Source organism: Micromonospora sp. ATLC16, assembly GCF_057196645.1.
The window spans coordinates 125,027-144,206 of the sequence record NZ_JBXUOW010000003.1 but is presented as its reverse complement, the minus strand read 5'-3'; the positions used below and the strand labels follow the sequence as shown (position 1 = coordinate 144,206).

General features: G+C 70.2%; 14 protein-coding genes. 5 read left to right on the top strand and 9 right to left on the bottom strand.

What is annotated here, in order from left to right:
* Nucleotides 1–22 precede the first annotated feature (22 nt).
* From AC2CHE_RS02715 to AC2CHE_RS02705, 3 genes are all read right to left on the bottom strand, one after another.
* The gene (locus AC2CHE_RS02715; protein WP_484503276.1) at nt 23–742 is read right to left on the bottom strand and encodes a hypothetical protein; all 720 of its coding nucleotides are present in this window, start codon (nt 740–742) and stop codon (nt 23–25) included.
* A gap of 98 nt (nt 743–840) precedes the next feature.
* Nucleotides 841–1,635, bottom strand: coding sequence for a peroxide stress protein YaaA (gene yaaA / locus AC2CHE_RS02710; protein WP_484503275.1), 795 nt, complete (start codon nt 1,633–1,635; stop codon nt 841–843).
* Nucleotides 1,636–1,643: 8 nt separating this feature from the next.
* Nucleotides 1,644–3,269 carry an ArnT family glycosyltransferase gene (locus AC2CHE_RS02705; protein ID WP_484503274.1) on the bottom strand — a complete coding sequence of 542 codons (1,626 nt, stop codon included), beginning with the start codon at nt 3,267–3,269 and terminating at the stop codon, nt 1,644–1,646.
* Between the two features lie 114 nt (nt 3,270–3,383).
* On the opposite strand from AC2CHE_RS02705, the gene AC2CHE_RS02700 reads away from it, so the two are divergent.
* Complete coding sequence (locus tag AC2CHE_RS02700) at nt 3,384–4,424, top strand: App1 family protein phosphatidate phosphatase (protein ID WP_484503273.1); 1,041 nt, start codon at nt 3,384–3,386, stop codon at nt 4,422–4,424.
* Nucleotides 4,425–4,477: 53 nt separating this feature from the next.
* Here the strand turns inward: AC2CHE_RS02700 and AC2CHE_RS02695 are convergent, their stop codons facing one another.
* Nucleotides 4,478–5,758 (bottom strand): hypothetical protein, encoded by a 1,281-nt coding sequence (locus AC2CHE_RS02695; RefSeq protein WP_484503272.1) that lies wholly within the window; start codon nt 5,756–5,758, stop codon nt 4,478–4,480.
* Nucleotides 5,759–6,160: 402 nt separating this feature from the next.
* Between AC2CHE_RS02695 and AC2CHE_RS02690 the strand changes: the two genes are divergently transcribed.
* From AC2CHE_RS02690 to AC2CHE_RS02675, 4 genes are read left to right on the top strand one after another with little or no spacing between them, the layout of a single operon-like run.
* Nucleotides 6,161–7,198, top strand: a complete 1,038-nt coding sequence (locus tag AC2CHE_RS02690) for a polysaccharide biosynthesis protein (protein WP_484503271.1) — start codon at nt 6,161–6,163, stop codon at nt 7,196–7,198.
* Nucleotides 7,195–8,328 (top strand): polysaccharide biosynthesis C-terminal domain-containing protein, encoded by a 1,134-nt coding sequence (locus AC2CHE_RS02685; protein ID WP_484503270.1) that lies wholly within the window; start codon nt 7,195–7,197, stop codon nt 8,326–8,328. The genes AC2CHE_RS02690 and AC2CHE_RS02685 overlap by 4 nt, the downstream gene beginning before the upstream one ends.
* Complete coding sequence (gene wecB, locus AC2CHE_RS02680; RefSeq protein WP_484503294.1) at nt 8,325–9,455, top strand: non-hydrolyzing UDP-N-acetylglucosamine 2-epimerase; 1,131 nt, start codon at nt 8,325–8,327, stop codon at nt 9,453–9,455. The genes AC2CHE_RS02685 and wecB overlap by 4 nt, the downstream gene beginning before the upstream one ends.
* A gap of 19 nt (nt 9,456–9,474) precedes the next feature.
* On the top strand, nt 9,475–10,449 hold the full coding sequence (locus AC2CHE_RS02675; RefSeq protein WP_484503269.1) for an LCP family protein: 975 nt from the start codon (nt 9,475–9,477) through the stop codon (nt 10,447–10,449).
* A 55-nt stretch (nt 10,450–10,504) separates the two neighbouring features.
* Here AC2CHE_RS02675 and AC2CHE_RS02670 read toward each other — a convergent pair whose 3' ends face one another.
* The 5 genes from AC2CHE_RS02670 to AC2CHE_RS02650 form a co-directional block, all read right to left on the bottom strand.
* Complete coding sequence (locus tag AC2CHE_RS02670; protein WP_484503268.1) at nt 10,505–11,698, bottom strand: glycosyltransferase family 4 protein; 1,194 nt, start codon at nt 11,696–11,698, stop codon at nt 10,505–10,507.
* Nucleotides 11,695–13,065: a glycosyltransferase gene (locus AC2CHE_RS02665; RefSeq protein ID WP_484503267.1), complete on the bottom strand. Its 1,371-nt coding sequence runs from the start codon at nt 13,063–13,065 to the stop codon at nt 11,695–11,697. The genes AC2CHE_RS02670 and AC2CHE_RS02665 overlap by 4 nt, the downstream gene beginning before the upstream one ends.
* Nucleotides 13,062–14,351, bottom strand: coding sequence for a lipopolysaccharide biosynthesis protein (locus tag AC2CHE_RS02660; RefSeq protein ID WP_484503266.1), 1,290 nt, complete (start codon nt 14,349–14,351; stop codon nt 13,062–13,064). The genes AC2CHE_RS02665 and AC2CHE_RS02660 overlap by 4 nt, the downstream gene beginning before the upstream one ends.
* A gap of 412 nt (nt 14,352–14,763) precedes the next feature.
* Entirely contained in the window at nt 14,764–16,866 is a 2,103-nt protein-coding gene (glgB, locus tag AC2CHE_RS02655; protein ID WP_484503265.1) for a 1,4-alpha-glucan branching protein GlgB, read from the bottom strand.
* The gene (locus AC2CHE_RS02650) at nt 16,854–18,989 is read right to left on the bottom strand and encodes an alpha-1,4-glucan--maltose-1-phosphate maltosyltransferase (RefSeq protein ID WP_484503264.1); all 2,136 of its coding nucleotides are present in this window, start codon (nt 18,987–18,989) and stop codon (nt 16,854–16,856) included. The genes glgB and AC2CHE_RS02650 overlap by 13 nt, the downstream gene beginning before the upstream one ends.
* Nucleotides 18,990–19,180 lie beyond the last annotated feature (191 nt).

The following is a 19,180-nucleotide window of genomic DNA, read 5'->3' as shown; positions in this document are numbered from 1 at the left end:
CGGCCGTGGGACGACCACCGGGTCAGGACACCGGCCGCTGCACCGCCTCCTCCGCCGCATACCGCAGGATCCGGTCCCGATCCCGACCGTGCGCCACACTGACCAGGAAGCAGCCGGTGCTCGGACGCAGCAGCGCCGGCACGTCCAGCAGGGCGGCGCCGCGTACCAGCACCGCGCCGAGTTCCCGGTCGGTGATCCGCACCCCGAGGATGTGCCGCCGGACATGCCGGCCGCCGGCCAGCAGCGCGGCCCGCCAGGCGGCGGCGGCCAACCGGGTGCGCCACAACCGCCGCGCCGTCGAGGCGCCCGGCACCGGTCCACCGAGCAGTTCCCGCCGGCCCCGCCGCCAGCCGTTCTCCACGATCGCCGCGTACGTAGGCCGGTGCTCCCGCCCGACGTGCAGCCGGTGCAGCTCGTACCGCCGGCGCAGCCCACCGACCGTCACCTCGTGCCGGACCGGGATGTCGAGGCGGTCGAGCAACTGCCGGGTCCGCCGCGCCGCCTCCTCCCGGTTGAACTCGATCGTGCTCGGTCGAACGGGCTGCTGTCCGGGGTGCCGGTGCCCGGGGGTAGCCGGTGGCGGCATGCAGCGCAGCAGGCAAGCCGTCTCGAAGGCGTCGGCCAACGTCGTCCAGTCCAGCGGGGGCGGCGCCGACGGGGACCGAGGCGACGGCGGCGTGGTGGACCCCGGCAGGGCCGATGACGGACGGGACCGGTCGAGCAGGATCGGTTCGGCAACCACCGGAGGGCCTCCTCGTCGCGTCGAGTCCTCTTACGGTGACCCGGGACAACGACCGGTGGTACCGATCCGGCCCAGCCTTGAGGAAATCTTGCGCCTGGTTACAGCTCCGAAACGATCACGTCGACCTGACGCGGCCGGCCGGGCGCGGTGGCCTGCTCGCACACCGTGTACTTCAGCTCCCGCAGCGTCGTCAGCAGCGCGGCCACGGAACGCGGCCGGGCACCGGCGAGCAGCAGGTCCCGGACCATCCGCCCCTTGGTGGCCTTGTTGAAGTGGCTGACCACCGAGCGCACCGGCACCCCGTCGACCTCCCGTTCGTGCAGCACCCGCACGGTGAGGGTGCGCTCGGCCAGCCCGCCGCGCGGGGTCCAGGCCGCCGCGTACGCCCCGGAACGCAGGTCCAGCACCGGGCCGCGACCGGCCGCCCTGGTCAGCGCGGCACCCAGGTCCTGCCGCCACAGCGCCGGCAGCGCACCGACGCCGGGAAGTCGGGCCCCGATCGGGCAGCGGTACGGCGGAATCCGGTCGGTCAGCCGCACCGCGCCCCACAGACCGGAACCGATCAGCACCTGCCGTCCGGCGGCCCGCTGCGCCGTCGCCGGCAGGCCGGCCAGGTCGAGGGCCTCGTAGAGCACGCCGGTGTAGATCCGGCTGGCGGGCGCGGTGGCGGCCTGCCACAGCCGGGCGTTGCGCCGCAACTCGCCGTGTTGCCCGGCGCCGAGGCCGAGCGCGGTCAGCGCCGCCGCCGGCGGCCCGGCGCTGAGGGCGATCAGGGCGGACAGCACCTCCTCCCGCCGTGGGTTCAGCTCCGGCAGGGAGAGGCGGTCCAGGTCCAGTCGGCGGCCCGAGCCGGCCTCGGCCTTGCCCTCCGAGGGCGGCAGCAGGATGAGCATGGGTGACTCTAACGCCACGGCCGCAGCGGCTCCGGCGGGTGGTACACCCGGAAGCCACCGACCTCGGCGAGCAGCGCCGCGCCGGCCCGGTCGCCGAGCAGTTCCCGCAGCCGCCGATCCGCCGGGGCGTCGGCCGCCAGCACGTACCCGGGCCGCTGCGCCCGCGCCAACCGCCACCAGTACGCCGGGTAGCGGTTCTGCCCCGGGTGCAGCCTGCCGTCGACCACCCCGCAGACCACCTCCTCGGCGGTGTTGAAGATCAGCCGGTTGCAGGTCCAGTACTCGCCGTACACCTCGTGCAGCCCAGCCGCGCGGACCGTGTCGGCCAGCTCCCGGGCCTGTCGTTCCTCGGTGCGCCCCGGAGCCGCGCCGGTGGTGGCGAAGAGCACGGTCACCACCAGCGAACCGGCGGCGAGGGCAGCCAGCACGGCGGTGGCTGCCACACCCGCCACCCGGCGCGGCACGCCGGCGGTGCCCCGTCGGGCGGCGACCGCCGCCACCCACAGCGGCCAGAGCACCGCCGGCAGCGACAGTTGCAGCACCGACAGGTAGCGGGCGTTGCCCAGCGGATCCGTGGCCGCCAGCGGACTGCGCACGTACGCCAGCAGGGTCAGCGCCGCGCCCACGAGCAGCGCGAGGTGCACGACCGGGCCGACCCGCTCGCCGCGCCCGGCCCCCCGCCGGTACGCGAGCCCGGCGAGCGTCGCCGCCGCCACCAGCAGCAGCGGGTAGAGCAGGCCGAACCACGCCTGCCACCGGGCGCAACCGTCGACCGGGCAGAGCCCGGCGGCCAGCGGCACGCCCTCCAGCAGCCCCCCGCCGAGCCGCTGCGGCCACGGCGGCACCGGCCCGTCCTCGCCGCTGATGCCACGCAGCACCGACAGGGAGTCCTGCCCGGGTGGGGCCACCAGGTTGTCCCGGATCATCGGGGCGAGCCCGACGGCGAAGCCGACGACCAGCAGCAGCCCCGCCCAGCCGAACAGCTCCCGGCGCAGGGTCCACGCCAATGCCAGCGCGGCCACCGCCAGGTACGGCACGATCAACCAGTCCGACCAGAGCGCCACCCCGGCGAGCAGCCCGACGCCGCCCACGGCCAGCGCCCGGCGCCGCACCGCGCCTCGGGCCAGCGCCACCACGACCAGCAGCATCGCCAGCACCGCCACCTTGACCTCCGGCCGCCCGCCGACCGCGGTCACCTGGTCCCGGACGACCCGCTCGGAGCCCAGCGCGAGCAACCCGACGACCACGGTGGCGAACCACGGCGAGCCGATCCGCCGGGTCAGCCGGTGGATCAGCCAGAGGAACAGCGCGTAGAGCGCGAGCACCGGCAACCGCAGCACCGGCCAGCTCGGCCCGGTCACCGCGAGCAGCGGTGCGGCCAGGTACGACTCCAGGGTGCCCATGTACCGCTGGCCGTACAGGAAGATCGGCTGCTCGCGGCCCTGCGCGATGTGCAGCGCGGCCAGCCCGAAGGTTGCCTCGTCGCTGTTGGAGACGGGCACGGTGGTCAGCACCAGGACCAGCCGGTAACCGACCCCGACCAGCCCGAGCAGCAGGGCGACCAGCGCCGGCCGGTCGAGGTGTGGCCGCAACCGCCTGCGCTGTCGCCCTGGTTCCGCCGCTGCTCGTGGCACGACCTCGCCCCCGTCGCCGTTCCGACCGGAGTGTGTCACGGCGGCGACGCCGGGCGTGGCGGTTCGGCTCAGCTTGCGTGGCCGAGGTGGCCGGTCTGTGGCAGGGTTGCTTGCGTGCCACCCACTCCCGCAGGCCAGCTGGCCAGACCGAACCTGCACCGGGCCGCGCGGATCGAGGACGCCGTGCACGCCCTGGTGGAACGCCGGCTGCGGCGGACCGGCTGGCGGACCAACATCATCGCGTACACCGGTTACGGCGGGCCCGGTTGGGTGCGGGTGATGTGCCGGGTGTTGTTGGGGCGGCCGGACACCCGTCAACCCGGCCGGCTGGAGAAGGTCCGGGGCTGGCGCAGCTTCACCACCCTGCCGGCCAAGCACGTCACGGTGACCATCGAGACCGGCGGGGTGGTGCACGAGGCGCGGGCCGACCGCAGCGGGTTCATCGACACGGTGCTCGACGCGACCCTGCCACCCGGCTGGGGTTCGGTGCGGCTGAGCATGCCCGACGCGGAGCCGGTCGAGGCGCCGGTGCGCATCCTCGACCCGGAGGTGCGGTTCGGCATCATCTCCGACATCGACGACACGGTCATGGTGACCGCGCTGCCCCGGCCGCTGCTCGCCGCGTGGAACACGTTCGTTCTCGACGAGCACGCCCGCGCGGCGGTGCCCGGCATGGCAGTGCTCTACGAACGGCTGGTCACCGCCCATCCCGGTGCCCCGGTGTTCTACCTGTCCACCGGCGCGTGGAACGTCGCCCCGACGCTGACCCGGTTCCTGTCCCGGCATCTCTACCCGGCCGGGCCGCTGCTGCTGACCGACTGGGGGCCGACCCAGGACCGCTGGTTCCGCAGCGGCCGGGATCACAAGCGCGCCACCCTGGCCCGGCTGGCCAAGGAGTTCCCCGACGTACGCTGGCTGCTCGTCGGCGACGACGGCCAGCACGACCAGGAGATCTACCGCGAGTTCGCCGTCGCCCACCCGGACAACGTCGCCGGGGTGGCGATCCGCCGACTGTCACCCGCCCAGGCGATGCTCGCCGGTAGCCTGCCCGTTCCGCAGGAGAACCCGACCGAGGGGCCGGTGGGGCAGAAGTGGCTCTCTGCCCCCGACGGCGCCGGCCTGTGGACCCTGCTGCGCGGCGCAGGCCTGGTCTGAGTCGATCCTCGCCCTGCTGGCCGGGCCGCCGTGGAGACGTCGCAGCCCGGGATCTACAGCTGGGAGCGTGCCTCGGACAACGCGCGATGGGGTGCGGGACGAATCGGGTGGACCGGTGACCGTCGTCGAGGTCGGCACAGGTAGAGCGCCAACAGAGTGATCATTCCGATGACGGACTCCGGGGACATGCCGAGTTGGTTGTTGGCCGGCAGATAGGCGATGAGAATGGAGAGCTGAGCGAAGATCAGTAGTGGCAGCACGTGTCGGGCGAGGGCGGCCTCCAGCCACACCCGTGCGAAGAACCAGCCGACCAGGCCCATGAACAGGGCCGCCCCAGGAAAGGTGAGATCGGAGGCGAGCCAGGGGTAGATCGTCGCCCAGTACAACTCGGCGGGCCAGGCGGTCGCGTCCTGCGTGCGTTGCGGATAGTTGGGATGGGCGGATGGGTCCGCGCCGAACTGCTGCTCGGCGAGGACGGCTGCGGCTGGTGCGCTGCCCAGGCCGTGCGACCAGGCGAACGGCACCTGTAGGTTGTGCGCCAGCCCGAGGTAGCCGTGGGTCGGGTAGACCAGCATCGCGGCGATGCCGTTGGCCACGTGGGGGCCGGTCACGTTCGCCACGGCCGGGTTCGCCTTGACCAGGTCACTGGTGCCGAAGGCGGTACTCCGTGCCGCCTGACTGAAGACCATGTAGCCCGTGAAGGTGATGGCGATCATCGCAGCGACCGCGAGCACTTTTCCTCGTCGGGTACGCGTACGACGACGGGCTGTTGCCGCGACGACGAGTAGCCCCGCCCCTAGCATGACCGCGACGTCGCCGAGGCCCTTGAGCGTGCCGATGAAAAGGTAGTACGTCGCGTGGAAGGCGAGGCCCAGCAGGCCGACCGCCCGTAGCGGCCAGGACAGGCGTTGCCAGTACACCACCAGAAGCGGTGCCAGCATGGTGCCACAGACCCCGAGTAGCGCAGCCAGTGTCAGGACCCCGCTGCTCTGGCCGATGCCCTGCTCGTAGGTGTCCAGCTTGTGTAGGTAGGCAGTGGCCGGATCACGCACATTGGACCAGACGCTTGTCGAACCCGTCGCCCCCAGCGTGGCCATGGCGACGGTGCTCACGACGATGTAGTAGCCGGCTCCGACGACAAGTAGTTTTCGGGCCATGGTGAACTCGGTCGGCGTGCCGGAGAGGAATCTGTCTGGCGGGCGGCGCCAGACCTGTAGGGCGTATCCGAGAGCGAACAAACCCGTGGCACTGAACACGAAGACACAAAGCTGAATTCCGTTCGGCACCTGTTGGCTCAGCTCGCTGAGCCAGAAGAACGCGAATGTGCCGAGCATCCAACACAGGGCCAGGAACAGGGGAAGCCAGATCCGCAGTTGGTCGGGCTGCTTCCGCGGGCCGGACTTTGATGGATCGGTGTGCCGGGCAGGGCCGGTCCTACCGTCACGGTATAGTCGTCGGACCCCGTCGCGTTTCGCAGCTACAGATGCCACCTACAGCGCCTTCCGGGTCGGCCTCGCCCCGCTACACGGATCGTGCACGGTCGGTCGCGGCAGGCCGCCGCCGCGCGGGACCGGATAAGGACCTCTGCTGCGGTGCGACGCTACCAAGCCAGAGCGTAATCCACCTGTAAGTGCCTTTTTTGGCTGATTGTGCCTTTGGGGCCTCTACATCCGGTAAATCTCCTTTAGGAGGAGCGCCTCCGCTCTGGCGGTAGTGACGGCTGTAAGGGGATCTTGATGACACCATTTGAGCCCGACGCGACGGTTCTCGTCACCGGTGGCACCGGTTCGTTCGGCCAGACGATGGTCCGTCGACTGCTCGACAGGGACGTCGCCGAGGTGCGGGTTCTCAGCCGTGACGAGGCCAAGCAGGACGCGATGCGCCACGCGCTCGCGGATGATCGCGTGCGCTACCACCTCGGTGACGTCCGGGATTTCGAGACTGTCCTACGTGCCACTCGCGACATCGACCACATTTTCCACGCCGCCGCTCTCAAGCATGTTCCGGCCTGCGAGTTCTTCCCTATCGAGGCGGTGCGGACCAACGTGTCCGGCAGCGCCAACGTGGTGGAGGCGGCCGAGCGTAACGGGGTGCGCTCCGTCGTCCTGCTGAGCACCGACAAGGCGGTCCAGCCGGTCAACACCATGGGGATGACCAAGGCCATCATGGAGAAGTTGGCCCAGGCACACGCCCGCAATCATCCCGCCAGCGACACGACCGTCTCGTGTGTCCGCTACGGCAACGTCATGTACTCACGTGGCTCGGTCATTCCACTGTTCGTGAAGCAGATCCGGGCCGGACGGGCGCCAACCGTCACCGATCCCAACATGACACGCTTCCTCATGTCGCTGGCGGACTCGGTGCGACTGGTCGAACACGCGTTCACGCACGCCCACCCCGGCGATGTCTTCATCCACAGGGCCAGCGCCTGCCGGGTGGGGGACTTGGCCACCGCCATGTGCCAGCTCTTCGACGTCCCGGAGAAGCTCGACGTGGTCGGCATCCGTCTCGGCGAGAAGCTGCACGAGTGCCTGGCCAGCGCGGAAGAGGTGGCGCGGGCTGACGACTTCGGTGACTTCCTGCGGGTGCCGATGGAGGGCCGCAACCTGCACTCCTTGCCGCGCAGTCTCGCCATCGCGGGAACCGCCGTGGTTCAGGAACTCAATTCGGCGAACGCACCACGCCTGGACGTGCCGAGGATCAGGGACGTGCTGCTCAACCTCCCGGAGATTCGAGCAGAACGGGCCCTGCGCGAGCCGGTGCTGGTGTCATGAAGGTCGCGCTGACCGGTGCCAGCGGATTTCTCGGCTGGCATGTCCGGGTACTGCTCCGGGCGGTGGGCTGGCCCGCACCGACAGTACTGACCCAAGCGGAGTTGGCTGTCCCGGCGGTCGCCGCCAACCGGATCGCCGGCGCGGATCTGCTCCTGCATCTCGCGGGTGTCAATCGGGGTAGTCCGGCCGACGTGGTCGCCGGCAACGTGAACTCGGCGCGGTCCTTGGCCGATGCCCTGCGGCGGTGTCCCGCCCCGCCGAAACGGGTGGTGTTCGCCAATTCGGTGCAAGCCGGCAACACGACACCGTACGGCGAGAGCAAGGCGGTAGCGGCCACGACACTCGCCGCTGCCTCGGGCATCGGCTACGACTTCGACGACGTCCCGTTGCCGAACCTCTACGGAGAACACGGTCGGCCCTTCTACAACTCGGTGGTGGCGACCTTCTGCCGGATTCTCGCCGACGGCGGCCGGCCGGAGGTGAGCGGAGACCATGGACTGGCACTGGTGCATGTGCAGGATGCCGCGGCCCGGCTCATCGGTCTGCCGCCCGGGCACACCTGGGACTCGACCATGCCGGCGCTACGGATCGACGTGCCACGCCTCGCTGAATGGTTGACGGATCTGGCAAACATCTACCGCTCCGGGGAGTTCCCGGCGCTGCCCGACCGGCACGCCGTGCGGATGTTCAACACGTACCGATCGCACTGCTTCCCCGCTGACATGCCGCTACCGTTGACCGGCCGCAGCGACAACCGGGGGAGCCTGACGGAGGTCGTCAGGGCCCGAGGTGGTGGTGGGCAGACCTTTGTGTCGACGACCCGGCCCGGAGTCAGTCGCGGGAACCACTTCCACCTGGCGAAGGTCGAACGCTTCGCGGTTGTTCGCGGCACCGCCGAGATCCGGCTGCGCCGGGTCGGGTGCCGAGATGTCGTCAGCTTCCCGGTCAGCGGAGAGTTCCCGGTGGTGGTGGACATGCCGACCATATGGGTCCACGAGATCGTCAACACCGGTGACGATGATCTGCTCACGCTGTTCTGGACCAACGAGTTGTTCGACCCGGCGCGCCCGGACACCTACCCGGAGTCGGTGTGCAAGCCGCCGGCACAGACGAGGGGGGCGTGGGGATGACCCGGGTCATGACCGTGGTGGGCACCCGCCCCGAGATCATCCGTCTTTCCCGCGTGATCGACCGGCTCGACCGCACGGTCGATCACGTTCTGGTCCACACCGGGCAGAACTGGGACCGGGCGCTGTCCGAGGTCTTCTTCGCCGAGTTGCGGCTGCGCCAACCCGATCGGTTCCTGCGGGTCGACACGTCCTCCCTGGCCAGGGTCTTCGCCGGGGTGCTCACGGGTGTCGAGCAGGCGATAGATGAGTTGCGGCCGGACGCGTTACTCGTCCTCGGTGACACCAACAGTTGCATCGCCGCGCTGATGGCACGGCGGATGCAGGTGCCCGTTTACCACATGGAGGCCGGTAACCGCTGCTTCGATCTGAACGTTCCCGAGGAGACCAACCGTCGCCTGGTCGATCACGTCGCCGACTTCAACTTGGTCTACACCGAACACGCCCGGCGTAATCTCCTTGCCGAAGGACTGCATCCGCGCCGCATCCTGCTCACGGGCTCGCCCATGCGTGAGGTGCTCGATCACTGTGCCGAGGACATCCAGCGTTCACGCATCCTGGACCAGCTCGACCTGGCGCCGGATGGGTACTTCGTGGTCAGCGCGCATCGGGAGGAAAATGTCGACCATCCGGCGCGACTGACGAGGTTGCTCGACTGCCTGCGTGCGGTCCGAGACGAGTGGCGACTACCAGTGCTGGTCTCCACCCATCCGCGGACCCGCAAGCGGCTGGAGGCGCTCGCGGCGGACCCGACTGGCCTGGACGGGATCGAGTTCCACGAACCCTTCGGTCTCCTCGACTACGTGCAGTTGCAACGGAACGCCCGCTGCACCTTGTCGGACAGCGGCACGATCAGCGAAGAGAGCGCCATCCTCGGCTTCGCGGCCGTCACACTGCGCGAGTCGATCGAGCGCCCGGAGGCGTTGGACGCCGGCGGGATGATCATGACTGGCCTGGAGCCGTGGGGTGTGATCGAGGCAATCGGGGCGACGCTCGACCAGGTCTCCGCAGATGGGGTGCCCTGCCCGGCCGACTACCGGATTCCAGACACCTCACGCCGGGTGGTCGACTTCATCCTGTCCACGGTCCGGCGGCACCACGACTGGGCGGGAATTCGGCGTCGGAAGTGAGGTGACGATGGAACTGCGGATGCCCAATTCATTACGCAACCGCTGGACCCGGGCGCTGGCACTGGTTGCCGTTCTGTCCCTGCTGGTGATCGCCGGCGCCGGTGTCGGCGGTTGGCTCTACCTTCGGTCGTTCGATTCCGAGATCCGGCGCGTCGACGCCTTCGAGCGCATCCCCGCCGAGCAGCGACCGGCGCCGGATGAGGCTGTCAACTTCCTCGTGATCGGCACGGACCAGGCCGAACAGCCTGGTGCGGCGCAACGTAGCGACAGCATTCTTCTCGTGCACGTCCCGCCGAGCCAGGACCGGGCGTACGTCATCTCCATCCCCCGTGACACGTGGGTCGACGTCCCCACGGCCAGCGCGGGGGACCAACCCAGGAGCGCCAAGATCAACGCCGCCTACGCCTGGGGTGGCGCACCGCTGCTCGTACGAACCGTCGAGGGATTCACCGGTGTCCGGATCGACCACGTCGCAGTTGTGGACTTCGCCGGGTTCGCCGAGATCATCGACGGGCTCGGCGGGATCGAGGTCGTCGTCGACGCGCCGTTCACGTCCATCGCCGCGGGCGGTACCGTCCTTCCTCCAGGTACGCACCGGATGAACGGCGCGGTCGCCCTCGAGTACGCCCGTGAGCGCCATCAGTTCGCCGACGGCGATTTCAGTCGGATCCGTCACCAACAGGCGATCTTCACCGCCGTGCTACAGGAGGTGACCCGCGTGGGCATCCTGGTCGAACCGGTTCGTCTCAACACCTTTGTGCGAGGACTCGCAGGCGCCGTGCAGATCGACGCGGAGCTGGCCGTCGGGGACACCGCCTGGCGTCTCCGCAGGATCAGGGCCGACCGGGTGACGACGCTGACCAGTCCCACCGACGGAGTGGGGATGATCGGTGACCAGAGCGTCGTACTACCGGACCGGCCTGCCGCCGCCGAGCTGTACCAGGCGGTCAAGAACGACGAGTTGGACCACTGGTTGATGGAGAATCCGCAGTAGTCACCGCACCAGCCGCTGCTGCGGTTCGTGGCCCGGCCGCTGCCCACGCGGAAGGTCAGACGCGTAGGCCATCGAAGAATTCGCCGAGGGCGACGGCGTGGACGCGGTAGTCGAGAGATTTCAGCGCCCGCTCCCGCGCCGACACCCGAAGCTGTGCCCGGTCCCAATCGCTGAGCCGCGCCGCAGCGCGGAGGGTCTGCGTCACGCTTTCCACGGAGTGATCGGGACAGACCAGCCCCTCTACCCCGTGGTGGAGATACTCAGCCATGTCGCCGGTGAGATTCGCGATCACCGGTACCCCATTGGCGAGACTTTCGCAGAACTTCGTGGAGAATCCCGCGTTGGCGGCCCGCTCCGGCCGGCGCAGCAGCACCGTGAAGTCGGCCTGCTGTACCGCGAACGGAACCTCGTGCTGTGCCAGCCGTCCCAGTGCGCGCACGTTGTCGGGCAGCGCCCCACCGATCAGCGCACGCACCTCTTCGGGGGACGGGCCGAGGATGCGCAGCTCGACCGGTGCCTGTGCGCAGTGGGCCCGCTGCGCGGCGAGCACCACGTGGGAGAGCAGGTCCTTGTTGTTCCGGCCGGGATTCCCCGCGTAGGCGAGGACGAGTGCGTTGCCGCGTCGACCCTTCGGGGCGAGGAGAGGGAGATTCGCGACGTCCACCGTCGACGGTGCCCGCACCACCGCCCGGACACGCGCCTCGTAGTACTCGGTGAGCAGGGCGCTGATGGCGATGATGCCGTCGCAGCGCGGGTAGTGATACCGCAGCGCCAGTTTCATGCTCGCGTTCAACGGACCGAACCTGCCGCCCCGGACGTGACGTCCGTTGTACCAGTCCACCACGTCGGCCACCAGCGGCACCCGGTGCCGGGTGCACCAGCGGATGAGTTGGTGGGCGTACTGCGCTTGCCCGCCGTGCAGGAGCACGTGCGACGGTTTCGTCGGCTGCTCCTCCAGCCAACGCACCGTGCGTCGGCCCCACGTGACGAAGGCCCGCACCGAGACGCGGAGCAGGCCGGCACCGGCCGCTGGTGCCTCGCCGAGGCCCACGTGGGACACGGTGCCCGGCCCGTCGAAGCCGGGCACCGGCGTCGGTACGCGTGGCTGCGAATCGCCACTGGCCACCACCACCTGCTGACCGGCGGACGCCAACGAACCGACGAGGCCGAAGACCCGGCGGGAACTCGCGTCGCCCCAGGGAAACAGGAACGGGCCGACGCAGGCGATCCACTCTCCTGAGCGTTTCACGACCGTCCCCTCGTCCCGGTCGGTGTGGGGCTCGACCGCGCGGCCCGTCGGAGTACCTCGGCGAACCGTTCCGCCACCCGTTCCCGGCGGTGATGACGCTCGGCGTGCGCCCGACCGTTGCGTCCGTACTCGTGCCAGGAGGACGAGTCGAGACACAGCTTCCACAACTGCTCGGTCACCACCTCCGGCTCCGGTGTCCCGACCACGATCCCGGCGCCGGCCGCCTGGATGTACGCCATCGAGGCGAGTTCGTGCGGTCCGTGCCCGAAGATGGGTCGGCCGGCGGCGAGGTACTGGGGGATCTTGGTGGACACCGAATGGCGCGTGTAGCGTCGGGTGTCCTCGGCGAAGCTCTCGACGTGCACCAGAATGTCCGCTGCCGCGAGCACGGCGGGCACCTCGTGACTGGCCAGTGACCGCCCGAAGTGCACGCCGGGATACCCGGCGAACTCGCGACCGTAGCGCTCGGCGTCCTCGGTCGGACAGTGCACGGTGAGCCGGACCGGAGTGGCCGCGGTGCTGATCGATGCCGCACTGGCCGCGATGCTGAGCAGCGACCGCCAGCGACCCAGATGCAGCGCTCCGACATAGACGAGGCTCGTCGGTCGGTCGGGTTCCGGCGTCACCGGCGGCTGCGGGGTGGAGAAGAACTCCGCGTCCACCGAGTTCGTGAAGATGTCGAACGGAATACCGTACCGGCGCTGGTACTCCTCGGCCATCGGCTCGCTGATCGCCATGCCGGAGGGGGCGAGCCCGATGAGGTCGCGGACCGCGGCGCGCATCCGTGCCGCCGCGACGCCTCCCAACTCGCGGCGGCCGTACAGGGTCGCCGGCCAGTCGTCGGTGAAGTGCGGGACCATCGGCACCCCGCAGAGCCGGGCGGCGCGGGCGGCCAACCGGGTCAGTCGGACACTGCCGAGCATCGAGTAGACCACGTCGGGCCGGTACTGCCGCACCCAGCGTTCGACCCGCGGTGGAAGGTTCAGCGGGCTGAGGTCGCCAAGCGCAACGAGATGCGAGTACCAGGTCGCGACCGTGGTCCGGTGGTCGGCGACGTCGCGGACTGCGGTGAGCGCCGGCATGCTCTGCACCGGGCCGGTGCCGTTCCAGCCAAGCATCCGCAGCGCGAGATACTGCGGACGCGGGTAGTGCTCACGGGGCGGAAAGTGCAGGAAGTCCTCACATACCTCCGTCGACGGCTCGGTGCCGGAGGTGTAGATCTGCGCCAGCCGGTCTTTCGGCCATCCGTGGAACAGGTTGGACAAGGTGATCGTCGTGCCGGTGGAGCGGTCGAACGGCATGTGCCCGACGACCAGTACCTTGGGAAACCTGTCCAGTTGTGACGAGTCGTCACGAGGCTGCGTCAACACAGATCACCTTTCGAGTGTTCGGGCAGTGCCCGGGACGCCAGCGCGCGGCGGTAGCCGTGTATCGCCGCCGGGACGACCGTCAGCAGGTAGCAGGCCGCGCCGACGTACGGCACGGCGGAAATGCCAAGCCACTTCGCGCCGTACCACTTGCCGACGAGCGACAGGCCGAGGTAGGCGGCGTAGCCGATCAGTTGCGGGCGGACGACCCCGGCGGCGTTCTGCACCATGAACATCGGCGAGGTGGCTGCCACGATCAGCCACCACAGGGCCAGGCCCGGCAACAGCCACCGATCGCCCACCAGCGGCACCGACAGCCACGTGGCGAACAGCCACTCACCCCACAGGACCAGAGCGGCGGCGGGCAGCAGCACGATGACCGTGGACACCACGGTCATCCGCCGCGAAGTCCGGCGGACCCAGCTCAACCGGCCGGCGGCGAGCGCCTCGCCGTGTGCCGGCCAGAACGGCTGATTCACCAGCATCACGATCACGCCGAGTTGGATGAACAGCCGGGCCGGGACCGCGTACGCGGTGACCTCGGCGAGACCTTGCGCGTGCGCGATGATCAGGCTGTCCGCGTTGTCGGCGACGGTCATCAGGATCGTGACGACGCCGAACAATCCGCTGATCTTCAGCAGTTGTCGGCCGATGGTCGGGTCCAGGGCCTGCCGTGTCGGGGCGAGCTCGGGCAGCTTGCGGCTGAAGGTCCAGCCGGTGCTCACGACGTTGACCAGCACCGGGCCGGTGACGGCGGCGGCGACGACCACGACAGCGGGGCTGTCGATGTGCACCGCTCCGAGGGCCAGCGGCAGCGACGATGCCGCTCCGGCAGCCTGCCACAGGTTGCTTGTTGCTCCCAGCCGGTAGGCGAACTGGATCCGGTTGACCAGTGACAGGGGCATGTTCAGCAGGAAGGCGGTCAGACAGGTCAGGGTCAACGCCCGGGCGTCGGCGGCTGCGATCGATGTCGGCGCGTTGAAGACGGTTCGCCAGGGAATCAGTCCCGACGTGAGCCACAGCACGGCGCAGCCGCTCAGGGCGATGCCCGTCACCATCGCGTACGCGCTGGTGATGTAGCGGCGGGCCAGCCGGCTGTCACCACTGGCGCAACACGGCGCCAGCCGGGTGAGCAGGCCGTTACCGAGCCCCAGGTCGGCGAAGGCAGCCATGCCGGTCAGCGCGATCACGGCCATCCACAGCCCGTACAGATCAGGGCCGAGATACGACAGCGTCACCGGGATCAACGCCAGCGGCACGATGGCGCTGACCACGCGTCCGATCACGGCGGTGGCTATCCATGAAGCGAACGCCGGAGCCTGTGGTCGGCCGGTCGAAGGCCCGGGGGTATTCGAGTGCCCTGAGGTGTCCGGGGCGAGGGACACGCCGACCGCATCGGCGGCTGGAGTGGCCGGCGGCCCGCCAGGCGCGAGGTCGGGCCTAGCCAAGGCGGTCACCCGACAGCGGGGCAAGGCGCAGGGCAGGGCAGGGTGCCACGCCTCCGAAACGTGGCGCTCCCGGCGTTACCCCGATAACTCCCATATCGGATAAAGCGTACTATTAGTCACGCAAGGGATGCGGTCGATACGGATCCGTGGTCGGGAAGGCTCGACCCATCGATCCCGCCCGTCGCAGTGGCGCCAGTCTCGGCTGTCCTCGACCGCGCCGGTCGTCCGACCGGTCGTTGCGCGCCGCCGATCAGGCCGCGCGGAGCCAGAGGGCGCCCAGCGGCGGCACGCGCAACGCCACCGAGGCCGGTTGGCCGTGCCAGGGCACGTTCTCGGCGTGCACGGTGCCGAGGTTGCCGACCCCGGAGCCGCCGTAGTGGTGGGCGTCGGTGTTGAGCACCTCCGCCCAGGCACCGGCGGCCGGCAACCCGATCCGGTAGTCCTCAAGCGGCAGCGCCGAGAAGTTGGCTACGCAGACGAGTGTCGCCCCGTCGGGCGCGATCCGGACGAACGAGATGGTGTTGTTGGCGACGTCGTCACCGGCGAGCCAGCGGAAACCGGCGGGGGAGGTGTCCTGCGCCCACAGCGCCGGGGTGTCCCGGTATACCCGGTTCAGATCGCCCACCAGGCGTTGCACGCCGGCCCGCGCCGGATCGTGCAGCAGGTACCAGTCGAGGCCGCGCTCCTCGCTCCACTCCCGGTCGTCGGCCAGCTCACACCCCATGAACAACAACTGCTTGCCCGGGTGCGCCCACATGTACGCCAGCAGCGCGCGGACGTTCGCCAGTCGCTGCCAGGTGTCGCCGGGCATCTTGCTCGCCAGCGAGCCCTTGCCGTGCACCACCTCGTCGTGGCTGATCGGCAGCGTGTAGTTCTCGCTCCAGGCGTACGCCAGGGAGAAGGTGAGCTGATGGTGGTGGTGCTGCCGGTAGATCGGGTCCTTCGAGGTGTAGAGCAGGGTGTCGTGCATCCAGCCCATGTTCCACTTGAACCCGAAGCCGAGCCCGCCGTCGCTGGTCGCCCGGGTCACCCCCGGCCAGGCGGTGGACTCCTCGGCGATCATCAGCACCCCGGCGTGGTGCTTGTAGACCGTCGCGGTGACCTCCTGCATGAACGCGATGGCTTCCAGGTTCTCCCGGCCGCCGTGCACGTTCGGCGCCCACTGCCCGTCCTGCCGGGAGTAGTCCAGGTAGAGCATCGAGGCGACCGCGTCCACCCGCAGCCCGTCGACGTGGAACTCGTCCAGCCAGTAGAGCGCGTTGGCGACCAGGAAGTTGCGCACCTCCCGGCGGCCGAAGTCGAAGACGTAGGTGCCCCAGTCGGGGTGCTCACCCCGGCGCGGGTCGGGATGCTCGTAGAGGGGGGTGCCGTCGAAACGGGCCAGGGCCCACTCGTCCTTCGGGAAGTGCGCCGGCACCCAGTCCAGGATCACCCCGATCCCGGCGGCGTGCAGCCGGTCCACCAGGTACCGGAAGTCGTCGGGGTCGCCGAACCGGGCGGTCGGCGCGAAGTAGCCGGTCACCTGGTAGCCCCACGAGCCGCCGAACGGGTGCTCCATCACCGGCAGGAACTCCACGTGGGTGAAGCCCAGCCCCACCACGTACGCGGTCAACTGCTCGGCCAGCTCCCGGTAACCCAGGCCCGGCCGCCACGACCCGAGGTGTACCTCGTACACGCTCATCGGCTCCTGGTGCGGCTGCCGCCGCGACCGCCGGCCCAGCCACGCCGCGTCGGACCACTCGAACGTCGACCGGTGCACCACCGACGCGGTGGCCGGCGGCACCTCCGCGTACGCCGCGAGGGGGTCGGCCTTGTCCCGCCAGCACCCGTCGGCGCCCAGCACGCGGTACTTGTACCGGCTGCCGGCGCTGGCACCGGGCACGAAGATCTCCCACACGCCGGTGGAGCCGAGCGAGCGCATCGGCCAGCCGTCGTCGGGTGCCCAGCCGGTGAGGTCGCCGACCAGCCGTACGCCCCGGGCGTTCGGCGCCCACACCGCGAACGCCACCCCGTCGTCGAGAACCCGGGCGCCGAGCGCCTCCCACAGCCGCTCGTGCCGGCCCTCACCGATCAGGTGCAGGTCCAGCTCGCCGAGGACCGGCGGGAAACGGTACGGATCGTCGTGGCGTACCCCGTCGACGTCGAGCCGGTAGTCGAGCACCTCGCCGGGCACGGTGGCCTCGAAGACCCCGACGTCGTGCACCCGCTTCATCGGGTGCCGCTCCTCACCGACCAGCACGCTCACGTCGTCCGCGCCCCGGCGCAGGGTACGGATCACCGTATACCCGTCGGCCGGGTGCGCGCCGAGCACGGCGTGCGGGTCGTGGATCTCCCCGGAGATCAGCTGGTCCATCGGGTGTCGTCCTTCTGGGCGGGAACGGTCGGTGCGGCGCCGCCCGACAGGTCGGTGGGCACGTCCTGAACGGTCAGGGAGAGCGGCTCGGTGCCGCCCTGACCCGGCGATCCGGCGGCCGGACCGCCCGCGGCCGGGCCGGTCGAGGGCGACGCCGCGACGACCGGACGCAGGGTGAGCACGTGCGCGGGTTGCAGGTACGGGTCGAGCCGGACCGCGTTGCGCTGCCCCCAGTCGTAGCGGGCACCGGTCAGCTCGTCGTGCACGGTGAACCGGTCGTGCCAGTCCAGGCCCAGCGCCGGCATGTCCAGGGTGGTGTTGCCCCACTGCACCGTGTGCGAGTCGAACGAGCAGACCACCAGCACCGTGTTGCCGGTCTCCGGATCGTGCTTCGACCAGCACAGCAGGGCCGGGTTGTCGATGTCGTGGAAGACCAGGTCGCGCAGCCGGCGCAGGGCCGGGTTCTCCCGGCGCACCCGGTTGAGGGTGGTGATGAACGGCGCCAACGACCGGCCCCGCGCCTCGGCACCGGCCCAGTCGCGGGGCCGCAGCTCGTACTTCTCGTTGTCGAGGTACTCCTCCGCGCCGGGACGCGCCACGTGCTCGAACAGCTCGTAGCCGGCGTACATGCCCCACGAGGGGGAGAGCAGCGCGGCCAGCACCGCCCGGATCTTGAACATCGGCGGCCCGCCGTGCTGCAACGAGGCGTGCAGGATGTCCGGCGTGTTGGGCCAGAAGTTCGGTCGCATGTAGTCGGCCGCCGCCACCAGCTCCGTGCAGTACTCGCGCATCTCGGCCGCGGAGGTCCGCCAGGTGAAGTACGTGTACGACTGGGTGAAGCCGACCTTGGCCAGCCCGTGCATCATCGCCGGCCGGGTGAACGCCTCGGCGAGGAAGAGCACGTCCGGGTCGACCCGCTTGACCTCCCAGATCAGCCAGTGCCAGAAGTCGACCGGCTTGGTGTGCGGGTTGTCCACCCGGAAGATCTTCACGCCCTCGCCGACCCAGTGCCGCACCACCCGCAGCACCTCGGCGCGGATGCCCTCCGGGTCGTTGTCGAAGTTCAGCGGGTAGATGTCCTGGTACTTCTTCGGCGGGTTCTCCGCGTACGCGATGCTGCCGTCGGCCCGGGTGGTGAACCACTCCGGATGCTCGGTCACCCACGGGTGATCCGGCGCGCACTGCAACGCCAGGTCCATCGCCACCTCCAGGCCGTGTTCCGCGGCGGCGGCGACGAAGTCCCGGAAGTCCTCCGGCGTACCCAGGTCGGGATGGATGGCGTCGTGCCCGCCCTCGCTCGCGCCGATCGCCCACGGCGAGCCCACGTCGTCCGGGCCGGCGAGCAGACTGTTGTTCGGGCCCTTGCGGTTGACCCGGCCGATCGGGTGGATCGGCGGCAGGTAGAGCACGTCGAAGCCCATCGCCGCCACGCCCGGCAGCCGCCCGGTGGCGGTGGCGAAGGTGCCGGAGCGGGCCGGCGCGTCGACGGTCGCCGGCATCGCCCCCTCGGAGCGGGGAAAGAACTCGTACCAGGCGGAGAAGAGGGCCCGCTCGCGGTCCACCCACAGGCGGTGCTCCTCGCCGGTGGTGACCAGCTCCCGCACCGGGTGCGCCCAGAGCAGGTCGGCCAGCTCCAACGCCGGACCCACCCGCTTCGGCAGCGGCCGGGCGGTGTCGGCCAGCGCCTTCGCGGCCGTCTTGATGCGGGTTCGCTCGGCCTTCGGCACCAACTTCGTGGCGGCGCTCAACACGCGTACGCCCTCGGCCAGGTCGTTGGCCAGCTCGGCCGGCCCCTGGCCGGCGGCGACCTTCTTGGTGACCGCGTTTTGCCAGGTCAGATAGGGATCGCTGAACGCCTCCACGGTGAACTTCCACTCGCCCACCGCGTCCGGCACGACGGTGGCGTGCCACCGGTCCTGGCCGGGTTCACCCGGACGCATCCGGGTGAACGGGCGGGCCGCCCCGTCCGGGCCGAGCCACACCACGTTGCAGCCGAGCGCGTCGTGCCCCTCGCGGTAGGCGCGCGCCGACACCGGCACCACCTCGCCGACCACCGCACGGGCCGGGTAGCGACCGCAGGAGACGACGGGGGAGACGTCTTCGATCGGGAACCGTCCACTCACCGCCCCAACCTACTGCCCGAGATCCCCTCGCGCTCGGCCGACCGCGCTCGGGACCGCAAGCCGGTGCGCGCAACTTCGGGGATGTTGCTGCCTCCGTCGCGCGTGAGGCAGCAACATCCCCGAAGTTGTTCCGCTCTCGCCATCGGCGACCAGGCCCTCCACCTCGCGGCGATCTCCGCGCGGCCAGGCAC

Coding starts and splice junctions, on each gene's coding strand:
- yaaA (WP_484503275.1), bottom strand. CDS start 1,635: ATGCTCATCCTGCTGCCGCCCTCGGAGGGCAAGGCCGAGGCCGGCTCG.
- AC2CHE_RS02695 (WP_484503272.1), bottom strand. CDS start 5,758: ATGCTCGGCACATTCGCGTTCTTCTGGCTCAGCGAGCTGAGCCAACAG.
- AC2CHE_RS02690 (WP_484503271.1), top strand. CDS start 6,161: ATGACACCATTTGAGCCCGACGCGACGGTTCTCGTCACCGGTGGCACC.
- AC2CHE_RS02685 (WP_484503270.1), top strand. CDS start 7,195: ATGAAGGTCGCGCTGACCGGTGCCAGCGGATTTCTCGGCTGGCATGTC.
- wecB (WP_484503294.1), top strand. CDS start 8,325: ATGACCCGGGTCATGACCGTGGTGGGCACCCGCCCCGAGATCATCCGT.
- AC2CHE_RS02675 (WP_484503269.1), top strand. CDS start 9,475: ATGCCCAATTCATTACGCAACCGCTGGACCCGGGCGCTGGCACTGGTT.
- glgB (WP_484503265.1), bottom strand. CDS start 16,866: ATGGACCAGCTGATCTCCGGGGAGATCCACGACCCGCACGCCGTGCTC.